The sequence below is a fragment of the Actinomadura sp. NPDC048394 genome, assembly GCF_040651755.1.
Lineage (GTDB): Bacteria > Actinomycetota > Actinomycetes > Streptosporangiales > Streptosporangiaceae > Spirillospora > Spirillospora montaniterrae.
The window spans coordinates 12184-37397 of the sequence record NZ_JBEZJL010000084.1; the positions used below are offsets into that span (position 1 = coordinate 12184).

Below are 25214 nucleotides of genomic sequence, written 5' to 3' on the forward strand. Positions count from 1 at the left end.
TTCGGCGCCGGCCGCGGCTAGCGGGCCGTCCTGCGGCGCGGCCGGACGGCCTGCTCGGTCCAGAACGGCTCCATCACCCGCTCGATCGCGCCCGCGACGGTGCGGAGCTCGTCCCGGGTCAGCGGCCCGAACACCTCGGCGCCCACCTCGTCGGCCAGCGCACGCGCGCGGGCGTGCACGTCCCGCCCCGCGCGGGTGATGCGGACAGAATGGCGGCGCCGGTCCTTCGGGTCGCGGGTGCGCTCGCAGAGCCCGCGCTCCTCCAGGTCGTCCACCAGGCCGACCATCAGCGTGGGGTCGAGCAGCAGGTAGCCGGCCATCTCCTGCTGCGACAGCGTGCCGGACGAGCTGAGCGCCGCCAGCACGAGGAAGTGCCGGACGCGGAGGCCGAGCGGTTCGAGGGCCTCCTCCAGCCGCTGCTCCATCCACCAGCCGCACTTGGACAGCTGGAAGCCGGTCACGGACGCGAGCCCGGCCGGCAGCCCGCCGCGCATGGGCCTCTCCTCCGCCATCCCGCCAGGCTATAGCAGTTCGAGGATCCAGCCCATCGATCATCGGTTGACTGGATAATCGAAAAGTTCAACTATTGAGTCATGGCACTGACTCTCGGGCTCTACGGGCTCAACCTGCACGCCTGCGCCGGCCCGCGCGGCTCCGCCCGGATCGCCGCCCTCGCCGAGGAGCTCGGCTACGACTCGCTGTGGGCGGGCGACCACGTCGTCCTGCCGAGCCCCCGCACCGACGCCTCGCCGCTCGACCCGCGGGCGCCGTTCCTCGACGCGGTCGTCTCCCTCACCCATCTCGCCGCGGCCACGGAGCGGATTGCCCTCGGCACGGGCGTCATCGTCCTGCCGCAGCGCAACCCGCTGGTCCTGGCCAAGCAGCTGGCGAGCGTCGACGTGCTGAGCGGCGGGCGGCTGGTCTTCGGCCTGGCGGCCGGCTACCTGGAGCCCGAGCTGCGGGCCCTCGGCGTCCCGCCCGGCGAGCGCGGGACCCGCACCGACGAGCATCTCGCCGCGATGCGGTCGCTCTGGTACGACGACGCGCCCGCCTTCCACGGCCGGCACGCCGACTTCGAAGGCGTGGACGCGCACCCGCGTCCCGTGCAGCGTCCCGTGCCGGTGATCATGGGCGGGCACGGCCCGGCGGCGCTCCGCCGCACCATCCGCGAGGCCGACGGGTGGTACGGCTGGATGCTCGGCCGGCGCGCCGCCGCCGACGCGATCGCGCGGCTGAGGGCGGCGGCACGGGAGGCGGGCCGCGACCGGCCCCTGCACGTCTCGGTCTCGCCGCCGCGCCCGCCGGACGCCGCGACCGTCCGCGACTACGCGGAGGCGGGCGTCGACCGGCTGATCGTCGTCCCGCCGATGGGCGTCCCGCTCGACGAGTTGGAGGGGTTCGTCCGGGCCCACGCACCCGCGGAGGTCGGCGCCGCACCGGCCGGGTGAAAGGAGCGCGGCGCGCCGTCCCTTGCGTGGCCTCAAGGGGCGGCGCGCCGCGAGCCGGGGGGTCAGTCGGACGAGAAGGCGGCGTCGAACGCGGCGGACGGCGGCTCCATCGCGTTCAGCGCCCGGACGAACTCCAGCGCCTCGGGCGCGCCCTGGAGGCGGTCCATGCCCGCGTCCTCCCACTCGATCGAGATCGGGCCGTCGTAGCCGATCGCGTTGAGCGCGCGGAAGACGTCCTCCCAGGGGACGTCGCCGCGGCCGGTGGAGATGAAGTCCCAGCCGCGCCGCAGGTCCGCCCACGGCAGGTGCGACGACAGGCGCCCGCGGCGGCCGTCGCCGGTGCGGACCTTGGTGTCCTTGCAGTCGACGTGGTAGATCCGGTCGCGGAAGTCGAACAGGAACCCGACGGGGTCGAGCTCCTGCCAGACGAAGTGCGACGGGTCGAAGTTCAGGCCGAACGCGGGCCGGTGCCCGATCGCCTCCAGCGCCCGGACGGTCGTCCAGTAGTCGTAGGCGATCTCGCTCGGGTGGACCTCGTGCGCGAACCGGACGCCGACCTCGTCGAACACGTCCAGGATCGGGTTCCAGCGGTCGGCGAAGTCGGCGTAGCCGCGCTCCACCATCGCCTCGGGGGTGGGCGGGAACATCGCGACGGTGTGCCAGATCGACGAGCCCGTGAACCCCACGACCGTGGAGACGCCGAGGCGCGCGGCGGCGCGGGCGGTGTCCTTGATCTCCTCGGCGGCGCGCTGCCGGACGCCCTCGGCCTCGCCGTCGCCCCAGATCCGCTCCGGCAGGATCGCCTGGTGGCGCTCGTCCGGGATGTCGCAGACGGCCTGGCCGACGAGGTGGTTGGAGATCGCGAACACCTTGAGGTCGTGCTTGGCGAGCGTCTCCAGCTTGCGCGGCACGTAGCCGTCGTCGGCGAGGGCCTTGTCGACCTCGAAGTGGTCGCCCCAGCAGGCGATCTCCAGGCCCTCGTAGCCCCAGCCGGACGCCAGTCGGCAGACCTCCTCGAACGGCAGGTCGGCCCACTGGCCGGTGAACAGGGTGATCGGTCGCGCCATCACAGGCTCCCCTCGACGTCGGCCCACCCGCCGGACGCGGCGCTCGCCGCGACCGCGTCGAGCACCCGCTGCACCCGCAGGCCGTCGGCGAACGACGGGCTCGGGTCGGTGCCGTCCGCGATCGCGGTGAGCAGGTCGGCGACCTGGTGGGTGAAGGTGTGCTCGTACCCCAGCATGTGACCGGGCGGCCACCACTGGCGGGCGTAGGTGTGGACGGGCTCGGTGACGACGATCCGGCGGAACCCCGCCGTCTCGGCGTCCTCGGTGCCGTCGTAGAACCACAGCTCGTTCATCGACTCCAGGTCGAACGACAGCGCGCCGGACGAGCCGCTGACCTCGATCCGGAGCGCGTTCTTGCGCCCGGTCGCCATCCGGGTGGCCTCGAAGGAGGCGAGCGCGCCGCCGTCGGTGCGGCCGACGAACAGCGCCGCGTCGTCGACCGTGACCTCGGCCGTGCCGCCGCCGGGGGCGGGGCGCTCCCGGACGAAGGTGTCCATCACCGCCGACACCCCGACGAGCGCGTGCCCGGTGATGAACTGCGCGGTGTCGATGATGTGCGCGCCGATGTCGCCGAGCGCGCCCGTCCCGGCCCTGTCACGGTCCAATCGCCAGCTGAACGGCGCCTCCGGGTCCGTCAGCCAGTCCTGCAGGTACTGCGCGCGGACGTGCCGGACGGTCCCGATGCGCCCGCCGGCGACGAGGTTGCGGGCGAGCGTGACCGCCGGGACGCGCCGGTAGTTGAACCCGACCATCGACCGGACGCCGTTCGCCCGCGCGCGCTCCGCCGCCGCCACCATCTCCTCGGCCTCCGCGGACGAGTTCGCGAGCGGCTTCTCGCACAGGACGTGCTTGCCGGCGTCCAGCGCCGCGACGGCGATCTCGGCGTGCGCGTCGCCCGGCGTGCAGATGTCCACGATCTGCACGTCGTCGCGGCGCAGCAGCTGCTTCCAGTCGCCCTCCGACGACGCCCACCCGAGCGTGCGGGCGGCCTCGGCGGCCCGTCCGGCGTCCCGTCCGGCGAGAGCGGCCATCACCGGGGTCAGCGGCGGCCCGAAGAACGGCCCGACGGTGCGCCATGCCTGGGAGTGGGCGCGCCCCATGAACGCGTGCCCGACCATCCCGACTCCGACGGTGGTCAATGTGCTCACCTCTCTGTACTGCGCCCGCCGGGGTCGCCGGCGGGCGCGCGGCCCTGCCTCAGGACTCGAAGCCGAGCGGCAGGTAGCGGCTCACGTTGTCGCGGGTGACGGTCTCCGACGCCAGCGTGATCGACTGCGGCGGCTCCAGCTCCACCAGGTCGGCCATGCCCTTGCCCTGCGCCAGCAACCGGGCCAGCCGGACCGCGGACGCGGCCATCGTCGGCGGGTAGGTGACGGTCGCCTCCAGCACCCCGTTCCCCGCCTTGATCTCGCGCATCGCGTTCGCGGACCCGGCGCCGCCGACCATGAAGAACTCCTTGCGGCCGGACTGCTTGATCGCGGCGAGCACGCCGACGCCCTGGTCGTCGTCGTGGTTCCACAGCGCGTCGATCTTCTTGTGCGCCTGCAGCAGGTTGGACGCGACCTGGTTGCCGGTCTCCACGGTGAACTTCGCGTCCTGCTTGGCGGTGACGGAGTACCCGTAGGACTTCAGCGCGTCCGCGAACCCCTTGCTGCGGTCCTGCGTGAGCGGCAGCGTCGCGATCCCCTGGATCTCCACGATCACCGGGTTCGAGACGCCCTTGGCCTTGAGCTTCTTGCCGATGTAGTGGCCGGCGGAGACGCCCATGCCGTAGTTGTCGCCGCCGATCCACGTCCGGTAGGACAGCTTGTCGGGGAACACCCGGTCCAGGTTGATCACCGGGATGCCGGCGTCCATCGCCTTGCGCGCGACCTGGTTCAGCTGCTCGCCGTCGTTCGGCAGCATCACCAGCACGTTCACCTTCTCCGAGATCAGCGACTCGACCGCGGAGATCTGCTGGTTGATGTCGTTGGTCGGCTGGACGGGCTTGAACGTCACGTCCTTGTACCTCTTCGCCTGCGCCTCGGCGTTCTTCGCGATCGCGGCCGTCCAGCCGTGGTCGGCGGCGGGCGCGGAGAACCCGATGGTGACCTGCTTGCCGGGCTTGTCGTTGTCGCCGCCGAGCGCGCCGGTCTGCGCGGCCGGGGCGGGGTCGTCCTTCTCCTTGTTGCTGGTGCAGGCGGTCGCGAGGGCTCCGGCCGCGACTGCGGCGCCGCCGAACAGGACGCCTCGGCGGGTGGGGCGGGTGCTCTGGTCGCGCATGACGTGCTCCTGGTTTCCGGGGGGTGGGGCGGCGGGGGGCGGGCCGCGGGGGGCGGGCAGGTCAGGTCGGATGAGCGGGTCAGGTGGGCGAGCGCAGGCCGCGGCGCTGCAGCAGCACCGCGATCCCGATGATCACGCCCTTGGCGATGAGCTGGTCGCTGGTCTGCAGGCCGTTCAGGATGAACAGGTTCGTGATGACGGTGAACACCAGCACGCCGAGGATCGACCCGGCGACGGTGCCGCGCCCGCCGGTCAGCAGCGTCCCGCCGATGATCACCGCGGCGATCGCGTCCAGCTCGTACAGGTCGCCGTGGGTGCTGGAGCCGGTGGTGGTGCGGGCCATGATGATGATCGCGGCGACGCCGCAGCAGAACCCCGACAGCGCGTACAGCAGCAGCGTGTGCCGCCGGACGTCGATGCCGGCGAGCCGCGCCGCCTCCGGGTTGCCGCCGACGGCGAACGTGCGGCGGCCGAACGTGGTGCGGTTCAGCAGCACCCAGCCGGCGACCGCGACGGCCGCGAAGATGTACACGACCAGCGGCAGCCCGAGCACCTTCGTCGTGGACAGCGACTCGATCGCGTCGTTCTCCGGCCGGATCAGCTGCGTCTTGCGGTCCGACATCCGCTGCGCCAGCCCGCGCGCCGACACCAGCATCGCCAGCGTCGCGATGAACGGGACCATCCGGCCGTAGGAGATCAGCAGGCCGCTGACGACGCCCGCGCCCGTCCCGACGAGGATCGCGCACAGCGCCATCACCGCCGGGCCGTACGACTGCGTCGCGACGGTCGTCGCCCACACCGACGCCAGCGCCATCACCGACCCGACCGACAGGTCGATCCCGCCCCCGATGATCACGAACGTCTGGCCGACCGTGATCACCCCGATGGTGGCGGCCAGCGCCAGGATCCCGACCAGGTTGCCGGAGGTCGGGAAGTTGTCCGGCTCGGTGATCACGCCGACCACCGCCAGCAGCGCCAGCGCGGCGACCAGCCCGAGGTGCCGGAACTCGCCGGGCCCGCGGCCCGCGCCGGCGCGCCGCAGCGGCCGCAGCGGCCCCTTCGCCCAGGCTCCGCCCGCCGCGGCGCCGCGCACGCCCGCGTCCGTCTCGGTCACAGCGCGCTCCCTTCCATGATCATGTTGAGTACGGCGGCCTCGTCCAGCCCGGCGGCGTCGCCGCTGTGCACGACCCGGCCCTCGCGGACGACCAGCACCCGGTCGGCGAGGCCGAGCACCTCGGGCACCTCGCTGGACACCAGCAGCACCCCGATCCCGCGCGCCGCCAGGGCGCGGATCACCGCGTACAGCTCGGCGCGGGCGCCGACGTCCACGCCGCGGGTCGGCTCGTCCAGGATCAGCAGCCGCAGGTTCCGGGCCCCGGCCAGCCACCGCGCCAGCACGACCTTCTGCTGGTTGCCGCCCGACAGCGTCACCACCGGACGGCGCGGATCGGGCGGCCGGATGTCGAGCGCCTCGATCTGCTCCCGGACGTCCGCCAGCTCGCGACGCCGGTTCAGCCAGCCGAACCGCGCGTACCGGCGCAGGCCCGCGACCGTCACGTTCCCGGCGACGGAGTCGTTCAGCAGCAGCGCCTGGCTCTTGCGCTCCTCGGGCGCCATGCCCATCCCGCGCCGCACCGCCGCGCCCGTGTCGCCCGGACGCACCGGCCGGCCGTCCACGAGCACCCGCCCGCGCGCCGGGCGCCGCGCCCCGTAGACCGCCTCGAGGATCTCCGAGCGGCCCGATCCGACGAGCCCGGCCAGCCCGACGATCTCGCCCGCGCGGACGGAGAACGACACGTCCGCGAACGCGCCGGGCAGCGTGAGCCCCTCGACCCGCAGCACCTCGGCCGCGCCGCCGGGAGCGTCGCCGTCGCCGCCGTCCGGCGCGGGTCGGTCGGGGAACACGTACTCGATGTCGCGGCCGGTCATCAGCGACACGATGTGGTCGGTCTTCGTCGTCCTGGCGGGCAGGCCGTTCGCGACGGACCGGCCGTCCTTCAGCACGGTCACCCGGTCGCCGATCTCGCGGATCTCCTCCAGCCGGTGCGAGATGTAGACGACGGCGACGCCGGACGCGGTCAGCTCCCGGATGATGCGGAACAGGTTCGCCACCTCGTCGTGCGCGAGGGCGGCGGACGGCTCGTCCATCACGATGAGCCGCGCGTCGTGCGACAGCGCGCGGGCCATGCTGACGACCTGCTTGCCCGCCGCGGGCAGCCGGCCCGCCTCGCGGCGCGGCGGGATCTCGCCGTGCCCGAGCCGGCCGAGCAGCTCCCGCGCGGCCCGCTCGGCGTCGCCGCGCCGGGTGAAGCCGAGCGTCGCGCGCTCGTGGCCGAGGAAGATGTTGTCGGCGACCGACAGCCCGTCGACCAGGTCGAGCTCCTGGTAGATGGTCGCGATGCCGGCCCGCATCGCCGCGGTCGGCCCGGCGAGCCGCGCCGGCCGCCCGGCGAAGGCGATCTCGCCCTCGTCCGGCTGGTGCGCGCCGGCGAGCACCTTGATGAGCGTCGACTTCCCGGCGCCGTTCTGGCCGAGCAGGCAGTGCACCTCGCCGGCCCGGACGTCGAGGTCGACGCCGTCCAGCGCGCGGACGCCGGGGAACTGCTTGACGATGCCGCGCATGCGCAGCAGCGGTTCGGGTTCGGACGGGCCCATCGGGCCTCCTCGGGGGTCAGGAGGGACGCGGGTCGAGGGGGACGGAGGTCGGGGCGCGGGACGGGCGGGCGCGGTCAGGCGGGGCCGGGGTCGGGCGGCGGGGAGAAGACGTGGTCGCTGATGAGCCGCGCGCCGCCCACCACCCCGGCGGCGCCGGCCAGCTCGGACAGCACGATCGGCAGGTTGCCTGTCGCCAGCGGCGCCGACCGGCGGTAGACGACGCTGCGGATCTCCGCGAGCAGGGTGTGGCCGAGCCCGGCGACGCCGCCGGCGATGATCACCAGGCCCGGGTTGAAGAAGCTGACCAGCCCGGCGAGGACCTGCCCGACGTGCCGGCCGCCCTCCCGGATGATCCGCACCGACGCCGGGTCGCCCGCCGCCGCGGCCTGCGCGACGTGCTCGCCGGACAGCTCCCCGTGCGCCTCCAGCAGCGCGGCGAGCTGCGGCGACTCCCCCGAGCGCGCCGCCGCCTCCGCGTCCCGCGCGAGCGCCGCGCCGCCGAAGTAGGCCTCCAGGCAGCCGGCGTTGCCGCACGCGCAGATCGGCCCGTCGTCGTCGATCCGGATGTGCCCGATGTCGCCCGCGCTGCCGGACACGCCGCGGTAGATCGCGCCGTCGACGACGATGCCGCAGCCGATGCCGGTGCCGATCTTCACGAGCAGGAAGTCGTCCACCGACCGCGCGAGGCCCGCGTGCAGCTCGCCGAGCGCCATCAGGTTCACGTCGTTGTCCACCAGGACGGGGCAGCCGAGCTCGGCGCCGATCGCGTCGCGCACCGGGAACCGGTCCCAGCCCGGCATGATCGGCGGGACGACCGGCATCCCGTCCCGGAAGCTCACCGGCCCGGGGACGCCGATGCCGGTGCCGTGCACGCGCGGGATCAGGCCCTCGTCGCGCAGCTTGCCGAGCAGGTCCAGCGCCCGGTCCAGCACCGCGGTCGCACCCTGCCGGACGTCGCACGCCTCGCTGACGTGGCCGAGCACCTCCAGGGCCCCGTCGGTCACCGCGACGTCGATCGAGGTGGCGCCGATGTCGAACGCGACGAACCGCAGGCTCGGCGACAGCCGGACGATCCCGGACCGCCGCCCGCCGCGCGACGCCGCGAGCCCGGCGCCCTCCACCAGCCCGAGCTCGACCAGCCGGTCCAGCTCGACGGCCAGCTTCGAGCGCGACAGCCGGACGACGTCGCCCAGCTCGGCCCGCGAGCGCGGGCCCTCGTCGCGCAGCAGCCGCAGCAGGCGTGCCTGATGCACGTTCTGCGGGCGAGCCGGCATGCGCATCACGCCGTCCTCTCGGGTTCCGTCCGGGGTGCCGGGGCCGTGTGACCCCGGTCTCATGCCGAGACCGTAACCGGCTTTCGCCGCCTTGAGAAGACCTTTCCACCAACTTCGGCCAACTTTCTCCATTCGCAGGACAAAGTTGGCCATGAAAAAGCCCCGGACCGGCACATGCCGGATCCGGGGCTGGCCCGCCGGGTCACGGGCTCCCGAGGGGCCGGGGTCAGTACGTGACGGGCTGGCGGCCCGCGCTCATCGTGCGCATGATGTGCTCGACGAGCGTGATCAGCACCCGCTTGGCGTCCTCCCGGTCGCGGACGTCGCAGTCGATCACCGGGATCTCCGGGGACAGGTCCAGGGCGTCGCGCACCTGGTCGTGGGTGTGCCGCCCGGCGCCGTCGAACCGGTTGACGCCGATGATGAACGGCACGCCGCGCCGCTCGAAGTAGTCCACCGAGGCGAAGCAGTCGGCGAGCCGGCGGGTGTCGACCAGCACCACCGCGCCGAGCGCGCCCTTGGCCAGCTCGTCCCACATGAACCAGAAGCGGTCCTGGCCGGGCGTGCCGAACACGAACAGCACCAGGCCGTTCGGCAGGGTGATCCGCCCGAAGTCCATCGCCACGGTCGTCGTCGTCTTGGACGCCACCGCCGTGGTGTCGTCGATGCCGATGCTCTTCTCGGTCAGCGCCTCCTCGGTGCGCAGCGGACGGATCTCGCTGACCGCGCTCACCAGGGTGGTCTTGCCGACTCCGAAGCCACCGGCCACAAGGATCTTGACGGTCAGCGCGGAATCGCCCGCCTGGGCGGCCGCGTCAGAGCGCACGGATTCCATCGATCACTTCCTTGAGTACGCGCTCGCTGGGGAACTGCGCCACCGGCGCGGGGCGCCGGACCTGTATCAGCGAGCGGTCGAGCAGGTCGCCGAGCAGGACGCGGACGACCCCGAGGGGAAGTTCCAGATCCGACGCTATCTCGACGACCGACAACGGGGTGCGGCAAAGCTCCAGGATCATGTCATGTTCCGGCTCCGGCGACCACGGAGACGCCGGAATCGCCGGAGATGCGCCCGCGGCGTCCGGCGCGTCGACGGCCTCGATCAGCGCGACGAGGTCGAACTCGACGCCCTCGTAGTGGGTGCGGCCGCCGGTGAGCGCGTAGGGGCGCACGACGGGCCCGGCGGCGTCGTCGAACCACGCCGACCCGCCCGGTGCGCCCGCCGGGGGGCCGCCCGCGGCACCGGCCGCGGACCCGGTCGCGGCGCCGCCCGCGGCGCCGCCCGCGGAGCCGCCTTCGGCGCCGGCGGGATGCCGGTGCGGCCACTCGGGCACGGAACCCTCGGTCCCGTCCACCTCACACGCCGCCCTCGGCGGCGGCCGCCCGCGGGCTGGCCGACAGGTGCTGGCCGACCCGCGTGACGAGCATCGCCATCTCGTAGGCGATCATGCCGAGGTCGGCGTCGGCGTCGGCGAGCACCGCCAGGCAGGCGCCGCGCCCGGCGGCGGTGACGAACAGGAACGCCGACTCCATCTCCACGATGGTCTGCCGGACCGGGCCGCCGCCGAACGACTCGCCCGCGCCGCGCGCCAGGCTCTGGAAGCTGGCGGCGACGGCCGCGAGGTGGTCGGAGGCCTCCTGCCCCAGGCCGCGGGAGGCCGCCATGCGCAGGCCGTCGCTCGACAGGACCACCGCGTTCTGCACCTGGGCGACGCGCTGGACCAGGCTGTCGAGCAGCCAGTTCAGCTCGCCGCCGGCACCGCCCGCGGCGTCCGCGCCGGAGTGCTGGGCATCTGTCATGGGGCGTCGTCCTCCTGGTCACCTCGGTTGGGCCGATCGTCGAGGCCGGACGGCGCCTGCGCCTCGGCGTCGGCCGCCTCCCGCCTGCCGCGCTGCCAACCGCGCTGCATGGCGGACATCATCGATCGCATGGTCTCGGGCGAGCGGGCCGCGTCCGGGCCGTCCGGTGGAGCGGTCCCGTCGCCGGGCGGGACGCCCGGGGCGCCCGCGTCGCCGGGTCCGGCCGGGGACGCGTCGGCGGGGACGGGGGCCGCCAGCGGCAGCGACGGCTCCGGCGCTGCGGGCCGCTCGGGCTGCTCGGGCCCGGGCGGGGTCGCGGCTGCGGGCGGCGGTGCCTGTCCCCGCGCGGCCAGGTGGGCGTCGACCCGTTCCTTCAGCTGGGGCGCGAGGTGCGTCTGCCGGCGGCGCTTCGGAAGCTCGCCGTCCTTGAGCGGCGGCGCGGGCTCGGCGTCCGCCGCCTGGGCGGGCTCGCGGGCGGGCTCCGGCGAGGCCTGCGGCCGGTCGGCGCGGCGCGAGCGCCTGCGCTCCGGCAGCGGCGTCGGCCCGGGCGCCTCGTCGCGGGCCTGCTCGGTTCGCCCGGATTCGACCCGCACCGGTTCCGCCCGGACGGGCTCGCTCGTCGCAGGTGCGGGATTCGCAGGGGCGGGCTGCGCGGGTTCGGCCTGCGCGGGGTCGCCCGCGACCGGCTCGGCCCGGACCGTGTCCGCCCGCACCGGCTCGGCCTCCGCGACCAGCCGCACGACGCCGCCCTGCTCCACCGCCGGGCGCGCGGGCGCCGACAGCGCGCCCGCGGGCGCGGCGGGCAGCCGCATCGGCCCGGTGTTGCGGCGCGCGACGGGCTCCGGCTCGGCGGTGTCCACGATGAGCGATCCGGGGATCAGCGCGATCGCGGTCGTGCCGCCGTACGGCGACTGCCGCAGCGTCACCTTGATGTCGTGCCGCTCGGCGAGCCGCGCCACGACGAACAGGCCGAGCTGCGCGCTGTCGGACGGGTCGAACTCCGGCGGGTCGTCCAGCCGGGCGTTCGCCGCGCGCAGCGCCTCGTCGGTCATGCCGAGGCCGCGGTCCTCCACCTCGATCGCGAAGCCGTTGGCGACCGGGTGCCCGCTGACCCGCACCGGCGACTGCGGCGGCGAGAACGTGGTGGCGTTCTCCACCACCTCGGCGAGCAGGTGGATGACGTCGGCGACGGCGGAGCCGAGCAGCGCGATCCGCGGCAGCGGCTGCACCCGGACGCGCGGGTAGTCCTCGACCTCGGCGACCGCGCCGCGCACCACGTCCACCAGCGGGACGGGCCGCCGCCAGCCGCGCCCGGCGGTCTTGCCGGCGAGGATGACCAGGCCCTCGGCGTGCCGCCGCATGCGGGTCGCGAGGTGGTCGAGGCGGAACAGGTCGGACAGCTCCGACGGGTCCTCGGTGCGGCGCTCCATGGTGTCGAGCAGGCTGAGCTGGCGGTGCAGCAGCGCCTGGTTGCGGCGGGCGAGGTTGACGAACACCTCGCTGATCCCGCGCCGCGCCGCGACCTCGCCGGCCGCGGCCACCAGCACCGCCTCGCGGGCCCGGTCGAAGGAGTCGGCGATCTGCCGGATCTCCCGGATCCGGAAGTCGACGCCGGGCTCCGGCTCGGGCTCGGCGGGGCGCCCGGCGCGGACCTGCTCGGCCAGCAGCGGGAGCCGCTTGCGGGTGAAGTCGACGACGGCGCCGGCGAGCGTGCGGCACTCGCGCAGCAGCCGCCGCGACACCCGGATCGCGATCAGGGCGGACAGCACGACGGCGACCAGGCCGAGGCCGCCCGCGATGCCCAGCCGGACGAACACGCCGACCGCGATGTGCTGGGCGCGGCCGGTGATGTCGTCGAGGGTGCGGTTCTCGAAGCGGTAGAGGCCCTCGTCGGCGTCGTCGGCGACCGTCCGCCACTGGGACGGGTCGACGACCGGGACCTTCGCGGTGCGGACGGCCCGGCCCGCGGTCCCGCTCTGCGAGCCCGTCCCGGCCGCGGCGCCCTGCCCGGTCGCGGCGCCCGTCCCGGTGGCCGTCCGGCCCTGGACGGGCTTCTTCTTCGCGACGGTCCGGACCTGCTCGGTCCCCCGGATCACCTGGTCCTCGAGCTTGCGCAGCTGCGCGAACTGCGGGGAGGCCGTGAGCCGCTCGTAGCGGGCGCGGTCGGCGGCCGGCAGGTTCGGGACGTTGTCCGCGTACGTCATCCGCTGCGCGCCGACGAGCTGCGCGAACTCGCCGCGCTCGGCGGCGCTCAGGTGCCCGGCGGCGAGCGCGCCGGTGAGCAGCGCGTCCTCGCGGGACAGGAACTCCCGGCCGCGGCCGACGGAGGTGAGCGTGCGGGCGTCGGCGGTGATGGTCCCGTTCGCGGGGGTCGTCGCGCTGTAGATGGCGAAGCCGGCGTCGATGATGCCGCTGTAGTCGGCGAGCACGTCCGCGCGGCCGGACGCCCGGTCGTCGACGCCGCGGCGGGTCGCCTCCAGCGTGCCGAGCTTGGCGAGCAGGTCGTCCATCCGCTTGACGACGCCGGGCAGGATGGAGCCGCGCAGCGCGCCGTCGCCGAAGCCCTTGCGCAGCTCCTTGACGGCGCCGTCGGTCACCTGCCGCTGGGTGCGCAGCACGTCGGGGTTCACCGCGCGCGACGACCCGGCGTCGGCCATCGACAGCCGGCGCTCCTTCTGCAGCGCGTTCATCAGCCGCTGCGTCGGCAGCACCGCCTCCTGCTGGAACTTGCGGCTCTGCAGCAGCTGGTGGGCGTCCCCGTAGGTGATCCCGGTGAGGAACATCCACAGCGCGGCCAGCGCGAGCAGCGGCACGAGGACCAGGAGCGTGATCCTCGCCCGGATGGAGGAGAAGCGGGAGCCCATCACGGCAGGTGGACCATGCTCACATCGGCGGCTTTCGGCGAGGGGGGATGCGACATGCGGGGGAAACCTCCCGATGCGGGATGTACGGGGGTCTGCGGGACTCTACTACGTCGCGGGTCCGCGACGATCAGGTGACCGAGCGTCATGTCCGGGGTCGCCGGCGTCCGGCCAGCTCAGCACGTGCTCCATCAGCGCGATGAGGACCTGCTTGGTCGAATCGCGGTGGCGGGCGTCGCACAGCAGCACCGGGACGCCCGGGTCCAGGTCGAGCGCGATCGCGACGTCCCGGGGGTCGTGCCGCTGCGCCCCGTCGAAGCAGTTGACGGCCACGACGAACGGCAGCCGGCGCCGCTCGAAGTAGTCGATCGCGGGGAAGCAGCCGGTCAGCCGGCGGGTGTCGGCGAGCACGACCGCGCCGATCGCGCCGGCCGCCAGCTCGTCCCACATGAACCAGAAGCGGTCCTGGCCGGGCGTGCCGAACAGGTAGAGCAGCAGCTGGTCGGAGAGCGTGATGCGGCCGAAGTCCATCGCGACGGTCGTGGTCGTCTTGCCCTGGACGCCGGTGACGTCGTCGACGCCGACGCCGCGGTCGGTCAGCGGCTCCTCGGTGCGCAGCGGCCGGATCTCGCTGATCGACCCGACGAAGGTGGTCTTGCCGGCGCCGAACCCGCCCGCGATGAGGATCTTGGTGGTGACGAGCGGGTGGGGGGCCGGGCCGGCGGCCGGCGCGGCGGGGCCGCCGAACCAGGGGTGCTCGCCGGTTCCCGGGGCGGTGCGGCCGGGGGCCGCCTCGCCGGGGTCAGAGGGCGCGTAGGCCATTGAGGACCTCCCTCAGGACGCCGCGTCCGGGCCGTCCGCCGGCGGGGGCGGCGGAGTCCACCACCGCGATCAGCCCGGCGTCGCGCAGGTCGCCGAGCAGCACCCGGACGACGCCGAGCGGCAGCCCGAACTCCGACGCCAGGTCGACCACGGCGACGGGCCGGGCGCAGCCGCGCAGCAGCCGCACGTGGTCGGGGCTGTAGCGCAGCCGGTCGCCCGGCTGCGCGCCGGTCGCCGCGACGACCGCGATCAGTTCGAAGCCCTCACCCGCGGGACGGGTGCGGCCCCGGGTCCGCGCGTAGGGGCGGACGAGCGGGCCGGCCTCCCGGTCCAGCCACCGCTCCGCCGACGGGTTCATCGGTCAGTACCCCCACATCTCCCCCGGGACGGGCTCCGCCCGGATCACCGGCCCTGCGGGGCCGCTCCCCCGGCGCCGAAGCCGCCGCCCGCCGCCTCGTAGCGCGGGGCGGCCTGCAGGTGCTGCCCGACCCGCTTGACCAGCACCGCCATCTCGTAGGCGACCAGGCCCGCGTCGGCCTCCGCCTCGGCGAGCACCGCCAGGCAGGTGCCGTCGCCGGCGGCGGTGACGAACAGCAGCAGCGCGTCCATCTCGATGATGGTCTGGCGGACGTTGCCGCCCGCGAAGTGCCGGCCGGCGCCGCGGGCGAGGCTCTGCACGCCGGACGCCAGCGCGGACAGGTGCTCGGCGTCCTCGCGGCCGAGCTCGCTGGACGCGGCGACCGCGAGGCCGTCGCGGGACAGGATCACCGCCTGCCGCACGCTCGCGACGCGCTCGGCGAAGTCGTTGAGCAGCCAGTTGAGCTCGCCGGTGACCGTGTTGTGCATCATCGGGTCCCCTCATCCTCCCCATCGGACGCGCGGCCGCGCCGCCATCCCTGCTGTACCGAGGCCATCAGCGAGCGCGCCTCCTCCGGGGACCTCGCGACCCCGTCGGCGGCGCCGCCGCCCACCGGAGGGGGCAGCGGCGGCGGTTCCTTGCGCAGCTGCGGCGCGAGGTTCTCCTGCCGGACCCTGCGGGGCAGGCCCGCGTGGGTGCCGGCGGGAGAGCCGCCCTCCGCGCCGCGAGGGCGCTCGCCGCCGTCGACGGTACCGCGCTCCTCCCCGCCGTCCCACGCCGTGTCACCGCCCGGATGCGCACCGCGCTCCGATCCGGCGTCGTCCCGCCCGGGTGCGCCCGCCGGTGCGCCGGGTGTGCGGGCGCCGGGCGCGTAGACGGGCGCGGGCATCCAGCCGTCGGCGTCGGACGGGTCGTCCGACGCGTAGGCAGGCATGGCGTCGGCCTCGTCCGACCACGGGTTCGCGGAGCCGCCGCGCGGGCCGTGAGGCGGCGCGGGCGGCGCGTCCTCGGGCCGGCCCCAGGGAGCCGCCGGGCCGGCGAGCTGCGGCAGCACGGGCGGCGCCTCGCGCAGCGGCACGGGCACCGGCCACGCCGAGCCGGGCTGCGGCGATTCGCCGGGGGCGGGCTCCCGGCGGGCGAACACCCCGACGTCCGGGACGACCTCGGCGCGCGTCACGACCTCCGGGCGCGGCGTCCCGCCGAACGGGACGTCGGTGTACGGGGTGCCCATGAACGCCGGCCCGGTGTCGGACGGCACCGCCTGCACGGGCCCCCGCTCGGCGGGCTCGGCGGGCTCGGCGTCAACGGGCTCGGCGGCGTCGCCTTCGCCGTCCGGGGACGGGGCGTCCGCGCCGCCGGACGCTCCGGGGGCGCCGTCGTCCGCCGGGGCCTCGACCGCGGGCGCGTCCGTGGCGCCGTCCAGCAGGGCGGGGTCCTCGTCCATCCGGTCGGCGGGCACGACGAGGTCGTGCGGCATCAGCACGATCGCCGTGACGCCCCCGTACGGGGAGCGGTGCAGCGACACGTCGATGCCGTGCCGGGCCGCGAGCCGCGCGACGACGAACAGCCCCAGCCGGTCGGTGTCGACCAGGTCGAACTCCGGCGGTTCGGCGAGCCGCCGGTTGATCTCGGCGAGCATCTCCGGCTTCACGCCGAGCCCGCGGTCCTCGATCTCCACGCAGAAGCCGTTGCCGACCCGCTCCGCCATCACCCGCACCTCGGTGTTCGGCGGGGAGAACGACGCCGCGTTCTCCAGCAGCTCGGCCAGCAGGTGCACGACGTCGGTGACGGCGGCGCCGACCAGGCCGTCCTCGGACTCGGTCAGCACGACCGCGCGGGTGTAGTCCTCGATCTCGGCGACCGCGGCGCGCAGCACGTCGGTGATGTGCACCGGGCGCCGCCAGCCGCGGCCCGGGGTGGCGCCGGACAGGATGATCAGGCTCTCGGCGTGCCGCCGCATGCGGGTGGTGAGGTGGTCGATCCGGAACAGCGCCTCGAGGTCGTCGGCCTCGGCGCGGCTCTCCAGCCCGTCCAGCATCGTCAGCTGGCGGTGCAGCAGCGACTGGTTGCGGCGGGCGATGTTGAGGAAGATCCGGCCGACGCCGGCGCGCAGCTCGGCCTGCCCGACGGCGGCGTCCACGGCGGTGCGCTGCACCTTGGCGAACGACTCGGCGAGCCGGTTGACCTCGCTGGTGCGGCCGCGCGGCAGCGCGGGCGCCTCCGCCTCGACGTCCACGGCCTCGTTGCGGCGCAGCCGCTCGACGAGCCGCGGCAGCCGCTCGTCGGCGAGCTCCTCGGCGGAGCCGCGCAGCCCGACGAGCTCGCGGACGACGCCGCGCCCGAACCGCAGGGCGAGCAGCACCGACAGGGCGATGACCAGCAGGCCAGCGCCGCCGACGACGCCGAGCCGGATGTAGGCGTCGCGGCCCAGCCGGTCGGCGCGCGCGGCGGCCCCGTTGGTGTTCGCCATGATCATCTGGTTGACCGACAGGACCAGCGGCTGCGCGGTCTCCTGCCACTGCCAGGCGCTGATCGGCAGCGGGCCGCGGTCGTGCGCGGCGATCTGGTCCTCGATGTCCTTGTACGCGTGGTATTGGGTCGAGGCGAACACCGGGGCGGTGAGCCGGGCGTAGACCTTCGGGTCGGCCAGCGACCGCTGCCGCTGCCACTGCCAGCGCTGCTCGCCGAGCATCTCCAGGAACATCCGGTGCTCGGCGGCGGTCATCCGGCCGTGCGTGACGAGCGCGCCCGCGACCAGCGCGTTCTCGCGCTGCAGCAGCTCCATCGCGCGCCCGGCGGCGCGGTCGGACAGCGTCCAGTTGTAGAGGGACGCGTCGTCGATGACGATGAGGCTGTCGTACAGCCGGTGCATCACGTCGACCATGCTGCTGTAGTCGTTGACGGCGGTCAGCCGGTCGATCGTGCGGCCGTCGACGGCGGCGCGCAGCTCGCCGAGTCCGCCGAGCGCCTTCAGCACGTCCGAGACGCGCGACCGCATCTCGGCGGTGGTGGCGCCGCGCGCGGCGTCGGAGGTGGACGTGCGGCGGAAGGTGGCCACGGCCTTGTCCAGGCGCGCGCGCTGGGCGGTGAGGGCCGCGGGCGTGGACGCGGCCTTGCGCGGGCCGCTGAGGTACACGACCGACGCCTGCCGCTCCTTGCCCAGCTCCACGAGCAGCCCTTGGCCGGACGCGGCGAACTGGTCGTTCAGCGTGTGGTACTTGCGCTGGGCGAGGGCGGCGCGGCCGGTGAGGTCGGCGGCGTACACCCAGATCGCGACCAGCGAGACGAGCGGAACGAGAAGAAGCGCGGCGACCTTGGACCGGATCGGGCGCGTGCGTGCGGTTCTCATGGGACCTCGAACGTTCCGGCACGTAGGGTGGCCCGATCATAGAGGCGGCCCGCAACGCCTCCGCAACCCCTTCACCACCTTTCGTCCGTATTCGGAACCGGAATCGGTTATCGACAATCAGGACATTTGCTTCATTTCCCCCTGTTGCCGGGCGGCGATGGGCCATACTCTGCTGTTTCGCCCGCCGATCGCGGCCCGGCACGGGAGGGAGACCGACGATCAGTACAGGCAGCCACGGCGCGGCCGGCCCGTCCGGCCGGAGCGGGAGCCCGCTCCCCGCGCCCGGGAGCGTTACCATTCCCGCCGTGAGTCCCGAAAGCCAGGCATCCGAGGCACTTCCGTCGCGACGCCGCCGCGCCCCCCGCGGCGGCCGACATCGCGGCGACGAGTCCTTCCTGCTGCCCCAAGGATCCCCCGCGCTCGTCCTGGCCGTGCCCGGCCCCGCCCGGCAGGGCGGCACCGAGGTCGCCGCCGAGCTCGCCCGGCTCGTGGAGATCGAGCACACCGGGCAGCCCGCCCACGTCGGGTACCTCGACGGCGGCGAGGCGAACCTGCACGCCCTGCTGGCCGGCCTCGGCCGCCCGCAGGACGAGCTCGCGGCCGTCGTGGTGCCGATGTCCACCGGGCCCGACCCGGCCCTGGACGCCGCCGTCCGCGCCGCCGTCGCGTCCGCGCCGGTGCGCGCCGTCGCGGCCGAGCCGCTCGGCCCGCACCCCCTCATCGCCGAGGCGCTGCACGACCGGCTCGCCGACGCCGGCCTCGCCCGCGCCGACCGGATCCGGATGATGACGATGGTCACCGCCGCGACCGGCGTCATCGTCGCCACCCCCGGCGACGCCACCGCCGTCCGGCAGGCCGAGGTCACCAGCGTGCTGCTCGCCTCCCGGCTCGCCGCGCCGGTCTTCACCGCCTCGCTCGCCGACGAGGCCGGCATGCGGGCCGCCGGGGAGCAGCTGCGCGCCGCCGGCGCCGCGTCCGTCGCCGTCGCGCCGCACCTCATCGGCCCCGAGCCGGAGAGCCGCCTGGTCCCCGCCGCGGCCGCCGCCGTCGGCGCCGCGCACGCGGGCCCGCTCGGCGCCCACCCGGCCCTGGCGCGCCTCGCCGCCCTCCGCTACGTCGAAGCCCTGTCGTTGGCCCTGGCCGACTAGCCGCAAGCATGACCGTGGCCGGGGTCCTAGCCAGGACACCGGCCACGGGCGGTTGAGCACCAGCCCAACGGTTCGAAGCTCAGCCACAGGCCACGGGCAGGCACGCGGAGCGAGTGCAGCGGGCCTGCCCGACGACGGACGACGCGTTTCACGCGGAGCTCTAGCGGAGCGTGAAACCGTCGTCCGTCGCAACGGGGGTTCCAGGGGGGCGTCCCCCTGGGCTACACGTCTAGCGGTTCTTGAACTGCGGGGGGCGTTTCTGCATCGTCGCGGTCATGCCCTCGGCGAGGTCCTCGGTGAAGAACGCGAGGGCCTGGACGCCGGTCTCCGCGGCGATCTGCCGGCGCAGCCCGGGGACGTCCAGGGACATGTTCAGCAGTTCCTTCGTGCGGCTCAGCCCGTACGGGGACGTCGCGAGCAGCTCGTCGGCGAGCGCCTGCGCGGCGTCAAGGTCGCCGCCCTCCGCGCACACCTCGTTGACGATCCCGAGCGCCTCGGCGCGGGCCGCGTCGAGGCGCTGCGCCCGGTAGCAGATCTCCGCGGCCTTCGCCGGGCCGACGAGGCGCGGCAGCAGCCAGGACAGCCCGCAGTCCCCGGCCGACAGGCCGAGGTTCACGAACGGGACGACGAACCGGGTGGTGGGGTCCGCGACCCGCAGGTCGCAGGCCAGCGCCCAGGAGACGCCCATGCCCGCGACCGGGCCGTGCAGCGCCGCGATCACCGGCTGCGGGATCTCCCGCAGCCGCGCGGTGACCTCGCCGCCGCGGGCGATGCCGCGGTAGAGCCGCTGGGCGCGGCCCTCCTCGGACTCCTGGCCCGGGTCGCCCTGGATGTCCATGCCCGAGCAGAAGCCGCGGCCGTCCCCGGTGAGCACGACGACCCGCGTGGACGGGTCGCGCGGCAGCTCGTTGAGGACGTCGAGCATCCGCTCGGTCAGCGCGCCGTCGACGGCGTTCAGCCGCTCCGGGCGGGACAGGGCGATGGTGAGCACCCCGTCCCGCCGGTCGAGCCTGATCCCGTCCAACGGCTCAGGAGGTCAGCTGCTGGATGAGCGGGCCCATCTGCTCCATCGGGTTCTTGAACACCGCGAGCGGCTCGCTCGCGTTGATCGCGGCCCAGTTGTCGCGGACGGCCTCGACGGTGAGGGTCTCCTTCTGCCCGTAGCCGGGGCCCTCCGCCACGAAGATCTTGGCGATCCGGCCGCCGCCGACGGTGTAGACCTCGCCGGAGTCCTCGTTGGACTCGTGTACGAGGAAGGCGACCAGGGGGGTGACCTGGTCGACGCCGAGCTTGTCGGCGAAGTCGGCGGGCAGCAGGTCCTCGGTCATCCGGGTCCAGGCGACCGGCGCGATGGCGTTGGCCTTGATGTTGTACTTGGCGCCCTCGTGCGCGAGGGTCTTGGTGAACCCGACGAGGCCCATCTTCGCGGTGGCGTAGTTGGCCTGGCCGAAGTTGCCGAACAGGCCGGCCGGCGACGAGGTGTTGACGATGCGGCCGTAGGCGTTCTCGCGCAGGTGCGGCCACGCGGCGCTGGAGACCAGGAACGAGCCGCGCAGGTGCACGGCGATGACCGCGTCGAACTCCTCGACGGTCATGTTCTTGAACGACTTGTCGCGCAGGATGCCCGCGTTGTTGACGACGATGTCCAGCTTGCCGAACGCGTCCAGCGCGGTCTGCACGATCGCCTTGGCGCCCTCGGGGGTCGCGACGTTGTCGGGGTTGGCGACGGCCTCGCCGCCGTTCTTCTTGATCTCGTCCACGACCTCCTGGGCGGGGCCGGCGGAGGCGCCGACACCGGAGCGGTCGCCGCCGAGGTCGTTGACGACGACCTTCGCACCGCGCGCGGCGAGCTCCAGCGCGTGCTGGCGGCCGAGGCCGTGGCCCGCCCCGGTCACGACCGCGACACGGCCGTCGTAGCGCAGTTCCGACATCTCTGTCTCCTCACATCGCACCGACTACGCCCCCAGGTAATCATCCGGGGGTTACCCAGTGGTACCACTAAACCGAATCCCGCTCGGCCGCGGCCCCCTCCGATCCCTCCCCGGCGGTCCGCGCGGGCAAGCACCGTGCTCCGTGGGACTTCAGTGAAACTTGCGGCAAATGCCGCATTTCCTGGGGCGTACGGCGTAGTGTCCTCACCCACCCGCATGTCTCACCCACCCGCGCAACCCGGCCCGGTCCGCACAGGTGCCGCCTCGACATCGGAGGTCCCGTCTCGATGAGCCCTGCCGACGCGTCCAGCGCCCCCCGCCCGTACCGCGTCGTGCAGTGGGCGACCGGCACGCTCGGCCGCGCCGTGATCCGCGGCGTCCTCGACCGCCCGGGCCTGGAGCTCGCCGGCGTGTGGGTGCACACCCCCGCCAAGGACGGCGCCGACGCGGGCCTGCTCAGCGGACGCGCCGCCACCGGCGTCACCGCCACCCGCGACCTCGCCGCGATCCTCGACCTGGACGCCGACTGCGTCGTCTACGCGCCCGGACGCGCCGGCGACCCGCTCGCCGACCTCGACACCGTCTGCGCGCTGCTCGCCTCCGGCAAGAACGTGATCTCCATGAACGGCCTCGTCTACCCGCAGGCGCACGGCCCGTCCCTGGTGAACGAGCTGGAGCAGGCGTGCAAGCGGGGCGGCTCGTCGGTGCACGGCACCGGCTTCAACACCGGGTTCATGGCGGACGTGATGCCGCTGGCGCTGTCCCGGCTGTCGCGCCGGATCACCCACGTCTACTCCCGCGAATGCTCCGACTTCGCCCGGCACCCGTCCTGGGGGATGGTGCACCACATGGTCGGGTTCGGCCGCGACGAGGAGGCGTTCCTGCGCTCGCTGCGCCCCACCCGCACCGCGATGCGGTCGCTGTACACCGAGAGCCTGCACCTCGTCGCCGCCGGGCTCGGCGTGGACCTCGACGAGATCGACGTGGACGTCGACTACCGGCTCGCCGGCACCGACCTGGAGATCACCGCCGGCCGGATCCCGCGCGGCACCGTCGCCGCGGCGCGCTGGACGTTCAGCGGGCTGACCGGCGGGCGGCCGGTGATCAGCGTCGAGGTGATCCACAAGGCGGACGCCGCGCGGATCCCCGACTGGGGCGACCCCGGCCACTCGGTGCGGGTGCACGGCCGCCCGTCGATCACCCTCACCACCGACGACGAGTGGGTGTCCGACGAGATCTCCGCCGCCGCGGCGCACGCGCTGAACTCGATCCCCGTCGTGTGCGCCGCCGAGCCCGGCATCCGCACCTACCTGGACCTGCCGCCGGTCACCGGCCGGATGGACGCCACCGCCTCCGGCCGCCTCTGAGGGCCCGGCCCGGACCGGCTACGGGAGGGTCTGCTCCACGCGGGACGCCGCGTCGCCGGCCTCCGCGTCGCCGGCCTCGGCCTCCTCCTCGGCCTCCCGGCGGTGCCTGCGGACGCTCCACACCACGATCGCGACGACCGCGATCACCGCGAGCCCGATCGCCAGCCCGCGCCCGGCCCACTGCGCGGCCCGGTCGAACGCCTCGCCCGCGAAGTAGCCGCCGAGCGTGAACGTCACGACCCAGGTGAGCCCGCCGAGGAAGTTGAACAGCAGGAACTTCGGATACGGCAGCCGGGAGCTGCCCGCCAGCGCGGGCATCAGCGCCCGCAGCAGCGCGGTGAACCGGCCGATGAACACCGCCACCGCGCCGCGCCGCCGGATGAGGTCCTGCGCGCCCTCCACCTTCGCGCGGTGCTTGGCCACCGCGCGGATGTCCAGCAGCCGCGGCCCGTACTTCTTGCCGATCTCGTAGCCGACCGAGTCGCCGGCGACCGCCGCGACGACCCCGATGACCAGCAGCAGCGGCAGCGAGAGGGTGCCCTGGCTGGCCAGCACGCCGCCGACCACCACGGCCGTCTCGCCGGGGAACACGAACCCGACGAACAGCGCCGCCTCCGCGAACACCAGCGCGGCGATCAGCCCGTAGACCAGGCCGGGCGGCAGGCCGTCCACCAGGGTGTTGAAAGTCTCGAGCATGGTCCCCCGCCATCTCGTCCGTCCGGGGCCGCCTCCGGCTGCCGGCCCCTGCTGCGCGCCATGCGATCGTGCGGGCCCGTTTGGCGCGAGCCACCGACGGTTATCGTATGCGCGGGGCCGGTGACCCAGGATCCCCCGGAAGGACGACTTGCCGGCGGCCGGGACGGCGTGCGGACCGGCGGCCGCCTCCTTCCAGGGTCGCGGTCGCCTCCCCCTGACGGTCGCACCGCACGGTTGACTTTCGGAAGGAACCGGACATGACCGCACAGGAAGTCGAGCGGGGCCGCTTCGTCCGGCAGCCGAACCGGTTCACGGAGCGGATCACCGCCGACGGTTCGAGCGGCTACCCCGTGGAGCCGGGCCGGTACCGGCTGTTCGTCTCCTACGCCTGCCCGTGGGCGCACCGCTCGCTGATCGTCCGGCGGCTGCTCGGCCTGGAGGACGCGCTGCCCGTCGCCGTCGTCGACCCCATCCGGGACGAGCGCGGCTGGCGGTTCCCCGACCGCGACCCGGTCACCGGCGCGGTGTTCCTGTCCGAGCTGTACCTGGCGAGCGACCCGTCCTTCGAGGGCCGCTACACCGTCCCGTGCATCTGGGACACCGTGACGGAACGCCTCGTCACCAACGACTTCCCCAACATCACCACGATGCTGGAGACGGAGTTCACCGCGCTCCACCGCCCCGGCGCGCCCGACCTCTACCCGGAGCCGCTGCGCCCGGAGATCGACGAGCTGAACGACCTCGTCTACAACACCGTCAACAACGGCGTCTACAAGGCCGGTTTCGCCAAGGCCCAGGACGCCTACGAGGAGGCGTTCGACGCCCTCTTCGCCACCTTCGACCGGCTGGAGGAGCGGCTCGCGGACCGCCGCTACCTGCTCGGCGACCGCATCACCGAGGCCGACGTCCGCCTCTACCCGACGCTCGCCCGCTTCGACGCCGTCTACTACTCGCACTTCAAGTGCAACCTGCGCCGCCTCGTCGACTACCCGAACCTGTGGGGGTACGCCCGCGACCTCTACTCCCTGCCCGCGTTCGGCGAGACGACGAACCTCGACCACATCAAGCGGCACTACTACGGGACGCACGGCGACATCAACCCGTCCGGGATCGTCCCGAAGGGCCCGCTGATCGACTGGACGGCCCCGCACGGCCGCGGCTCCCGGACCGGCGGCTGACACCGGGAACCGGACGCCCGCACCGGGAACCGAACGCCGCTCACTTCACGTCGTACCGGTCACATCCCGTCGTTATGCTGGCGGATCTCCGAAACGATCTCGATGTGAGAGGCAGTACCTCCGACAATGCGCAGCCAGTTCTTCGGAAACATGGACCAGGGGCAGCAGCTCCCCGGCCACTTCGCCCTCCAGAACTCCAAGATGCTCCGCGTCCACCTCAACGGGGACGTCCTGGCCCGGCAGGGCTCCATGGTCGCCTTCCAGGGCCAGATGGACTTCGACTACGAGGGCGCCGGAGGCATCGGCAAGTTCATCAAGAAGGCCGTCACCGGCGAGGGCGTCCCGCTGATGCGCGTCCGCGGCCAGGGCCTGCTGTTCGTCGCGCACGACGCCGCCGACATCCACCTGTTCTACCTGGAGAACGAGGGGCTGACCGTCAACGGCGCCAACATCCTCGCCTACGACTCGCACCTGCAGTCCGACATCCAGCGCGTCCAGGGCGCCGGCATCGCCGCGGGCGGCCTGTTCAACACCACCCTCACCGGCACCGGTTTCGTGGCGCTCACCACGCACGGCACCCCCGTCATGCTCGACTGCGGCCGCGCCCCCACGTTCGCCGACGGCCAGTCCGCGGTGGCGTGGAGCACCAGCCTCCAGGTCGGCGTCAACCGCACCTTCAAGGCCGGCGCGCTCATCGGCCGCGGCAGCGGCGAGGCCATGCAGCTCGCCTACCAGGGCCAGGGCTTCGTCCTCGTCCAGGCCAGCGAGGGCCCGACCGTCCCCCCGCACACCCACTGAGCCGCGCCGCCGGCGGGTGACATCGGTCACCTTCCGGGGCGGCGGATCTTGTCGGAGGCGCGGCCCCGGCTTCGGCAAGATCCCTGTGGCCACGGGGGAATGGAGGGCGATCGCAACGCGCTGGCATGGGAAGAGGTCAAGTGCGAGTAGCCTTGATAGGTCTCTTATCTCACCTGCGAGCTGCGGAAGAGGGCGATCTCCGC

23 protein-coding genes are annotated in these 25214 nt (G+C 74.1%); 5 read left to right on the top strand and 18 right to left on the bottom strand.

The genetic code is table 11. From position 1 onward, the window contains the following. Nucleotides 1–17: 17 nt before the first annotated feature. A complete protein-coding gene (locus AB0C78_RS41530; RefSeq protein ID WP_360759166.1) occupies nucleotides 18–512 on the bottom strand; it encodes a MarR family transcriptional regulator in 495 nt (164 codons plus the stop codon). Nucleotides 513–593: 81 nt separating this feature from the next. Here AB0C78_RS41530 and AB0C78_RS41535 point away from each other — a divergent pair, with 81 nt between their 5' ends. Further along, a complete protein-coding gene (locus AB0C78_RS41535; protein WP_360759168.1) occupies nucleotides 594–1448 on the top strand; it encodes a TIGR03619 family F420-dependent LLM class oxidoreductase in 855 nt (284 codons plus the stop codon). Nucleotides 1449–1510: 62 nt separating this feature from the next. Here AB0C78_RS41535 and AB0C78_RS41540 read toward each other — a convergent pair whose 3' ends face one another. From AB0C78_RS41540 to AB0C78_RS41605, 14 genes are all read right to left on the bottom strand, one after another. Further along, entirely contained in the window at nucleotides 1511–2515 is a 1005-nt protein-coding gene (locus AB0C78_RS41540) for a sugar phosphate isomerase/epimerase family protein (RefSeq protein WP_360759170.1), read from the bottom strand. After that, on the bottom strand, nucleotides 2515–3663 hold the full coding sequence (locus tag AB0C78_RS41545; protein WP_360759172.1) for a Gfo/Idh/MocA family oxidoreductase: 1149 nt from the start codon (nucleotides 3661–3663) through the stop codon (nucleotides 2515–2517). Before AB0C78_RS41545 ends, AB0C78_RS41540 begins: the two co-directional genes overlap by 1 nt. A 49-nt stretch (nucleotides 3664–3712) precedes the next feature. Beyond that, nucleotides 3713–4777 carry an ABC transporter substrate-binding protein gene (locus AB0C78_RS41550; protein ID WP_151543958.1) on the bottom strand — a complete coding sequence of 355 codons (1065 nt, stop codon included), beginning with the start codon at nucleotides 4775–4777 and terminating at the stop codon, nucleotides 3713–3715. A 79-nt stretch (nucleotides 4778–4856) separates the two neighbouring features. Next, nucleotides 4857–5891, bottom strand: coding sequence for an ABC transporter permease (locus AB0C78_RS41555; protein WP_225992214.1), 1035 nt, complete (start codon nucleotides 5889–5891; stop codon nucleotides 4857–4859). After that, entirely contained in the window at nucleotides 5888–7432 is a 1545-nt protein-coding gene (locus AB0C78_RS41560) for a sugar ABC transporter ATP-binding protein (protein WP_360759175.1), read from the bottom strand. Before AB0C78_RS41560 ends, AB0C78_RS41555 begins: the two co-directional genes overlap by 4 nt. Before the next feature lie 74 nt (nucleotides 7433–7506). Continuing rightward, a complete protein-coding gene (locus AB0C78_RS41565) occupies nucleotides 7507–8769 on the bottom strand; it encodes an ROK family transcriptional regulator (protein ID WP_360759177.1) in 1263 nt (420 codons plus the stop codon). A 163-nt stretch (nucleotides 8770–8932) separates the two neighbouring features. Beyond that, on the bottom strand, nucleotides 8933–9541 hold the full coding sequence (locus AB0C78_RS41570) for an ATP/GTP-binding protein (protein ID WP_151544469.1): 609 nt from the start codon (nucleotides 9539–9541) through the stop codon (nucleotides 8933–8935). Further along, entirely contained in the window at nucleotides 9522–10037 is a 516-nt protein-coding gene (locus AB0C78_RS41575) for a DUF742 domain-containing protein (protein ID WP_360759179.1), read from the bottom strand. Before AB0C78_RS41575 ends, AB0C78_RS41570 begins: the two co-directional genes overlap by 20 nt. A gap of 22 nt (nucleotides 10038–10059) precedes the next feature. Beyond that, nucleotides 10060–10503, bottom strand: a complete 444-nt coding sequence (locus AB0C78_RS41580; protein ID WP_151544467.1) for a roadblock/LC7 domain-containing protein — start codon at nucleotides 10501–10503, stop codon at nucleotides 10060–10062. After that, on the bottom strand, nucleotides 10500–13367 hold the full coding sequence (locus AB0C78_RS41585) for a nitrate- and nitrite sensing domain-containing protein (protein ID WP_360759214.1): 2868 nt from the start codon (nucleotides 13365–13367) through the stop codon (nucleotides 10500–10502). Before AB0C78_RS41585 ends, AB0C78_RS41580 begins: the two co-directional genes overlap by 4 nt. Nucleotides 13368–13472: 105 nt before the next feature. Next, the gene (locus AB0C78_RS41590) at nucleotides 13473–14186 is read right to left on the bottom strand and encodes an ATP/GTP-binding protein (RefSeq protein WP_360759181.1); all 714 of its coding nucleotides are present in this window, start codon (nucleotides 14184–14186) and stop codon (nucleotides 13473–13475) included. Then, nucleotides 14167–14544, bottom strand: coding sequence for a DUF742 domain-containing protein (locus AB0C78_RS41595; protein WP_360759183.1), 378 nt, complete (start codon nucleotides 14542–14544; stop codon nucleotides 14167–14169). Before AB0C78_RS41595 ends, AB0C78_RS41590 begins: the two co-directional genes overlap by 20 nt. 44 nt (nucleotides 14545–14588) lie before the next feature. After that, nucleotides 14589–15035, bottom strand: a complete 447-nt coding sequence (locus AB0C78_RS41600; RefSeq protein ID WP_360759185.1) for a roadblock/LC7 domain-containing protein — start codon at nucleotides 15033–15035, stop codon at nucleotides 14589–14591. Next, on the bottom strand, nucleotides 15032–17893 hold the full coding sequence (locus AB0C78_RS41605) for a nitrate- and nitrite sensing domain-containing protein (protein WP_360759187.1): 2862 nt from the start codon (nucleotides 17891–17893) through the stop codon (nucleotides 15032–15034). Before AB0C78_RS41605 ends, AB0C78_RS41600 begins: the two co-directional genes overlap by 4 nt. Nucleotides 17894–18198: 305 nt before the next feature. Between AB0C78_RS41605 and AB0C78_RS41610 the strand changes: the two genes are divergently transcribed. Then, nucleotides 18199–19041 (top strand): hypothetical protein, encoded by an 843-nt coding sequence (locus tag AB0C78_RS41610; RefSeq protein ID WP_360759189.1) that lies wholly within the window; start codon nucleotides 18199–18201, stop codon nucleotides 19039–19041. 229 nt (nucleotides 19042–19270) lie between these two features. On the opposite strand, the gene AB0C78_RS41615 is transcribed toward AB0C78_RS41610, so the two are convergent. After that, on the bottom strand, nucleotides 19271–20065 hold the full coding sequence (locus tag AB0C78_RS41615) for an enoyl-CoA hydratase-related protein (protein WP_360759191.1): 795 nt from the start codon (nucleotides 20063–20065) through the stop codon (nucleotides 19271–19273). Between the two features lie 4 nt (nucleotides 20066–20069). Next, nucleotides 20070–20972, bottom strand: coding sequence for an SDR family oxidoreductase (locus tag AB0C78_RS41620; RefSeq protein WP_360759193.1), 903 nt, complete (start codon nucleotides 20970–20972; stop codon nucleotides 20070–20072). A gap of 287 nt (nucleotides 20973–21259) precedes the next feature. Between AB0C78_RS41620 and AB0C78_RS41625 the strand changes: the two genes are divergently transcribed. Further along, nucleotides 21260–22339 carry a dihydrodipicolinate reductase gene (locus AB0C78_RS41625; RefSeq protein ID WP_360759195.1) on the top strand — a complete coding sequence of 360 codons (1080 nt, stop codon included), beginning with the start codon at nucleotides 21260–21262 and terminating at the stop codon, nucleotides 22337–22339. An 18-nt stretch (nucleotides 22340–22357) separates the two neighbouring features. Here AB0C78_RS41625 and AB0C78_RS41630 read toward each other — a convergent pair whose 3' ends face one another. After that, nucleotides 22358–23035 carry a DedA family protein gene (locus tag AB0C78_RS41630; protein WP_360759197.1) on the bottom strand — a complete coding sequence of 226 codons (678 nt, stop codon included), beginning with the start codon at nucleotides 23033–23035 and terminating at the stop codon, nucleotides 22358–22360. 257 nt (nucleotides 23036–23292) lie between these two features. Between AB0C78_RS41630 and AB0C78_RS41635 the strand changes: the two genes are divergently transcribed. Then, nucleotides 23293–24213, top strand: a complete 921-nt coding sequence (locus tag AB0C78_RS41635) for a glutathione S-transferase family protein (RefSeq protein ID WP_360759199.1) — start codon at nucleotides 23293–23295, stop codon at nucleotides 24211–24213. 126 nt (nucleotides 24214–24339) lie between these two features. Beyond that, nucleotides 24340–25011, top strand: a complete 672-nt coding sequence (locus AB0C78_RS41640) for an AIM24 family protein (protein WP_151541492.1) — start codon at nucleotides 24340–24342, stop codon at nucleotides 25009–25011. Nucleotides 25012–25214 lie beyond the last annotated feature (203 nt).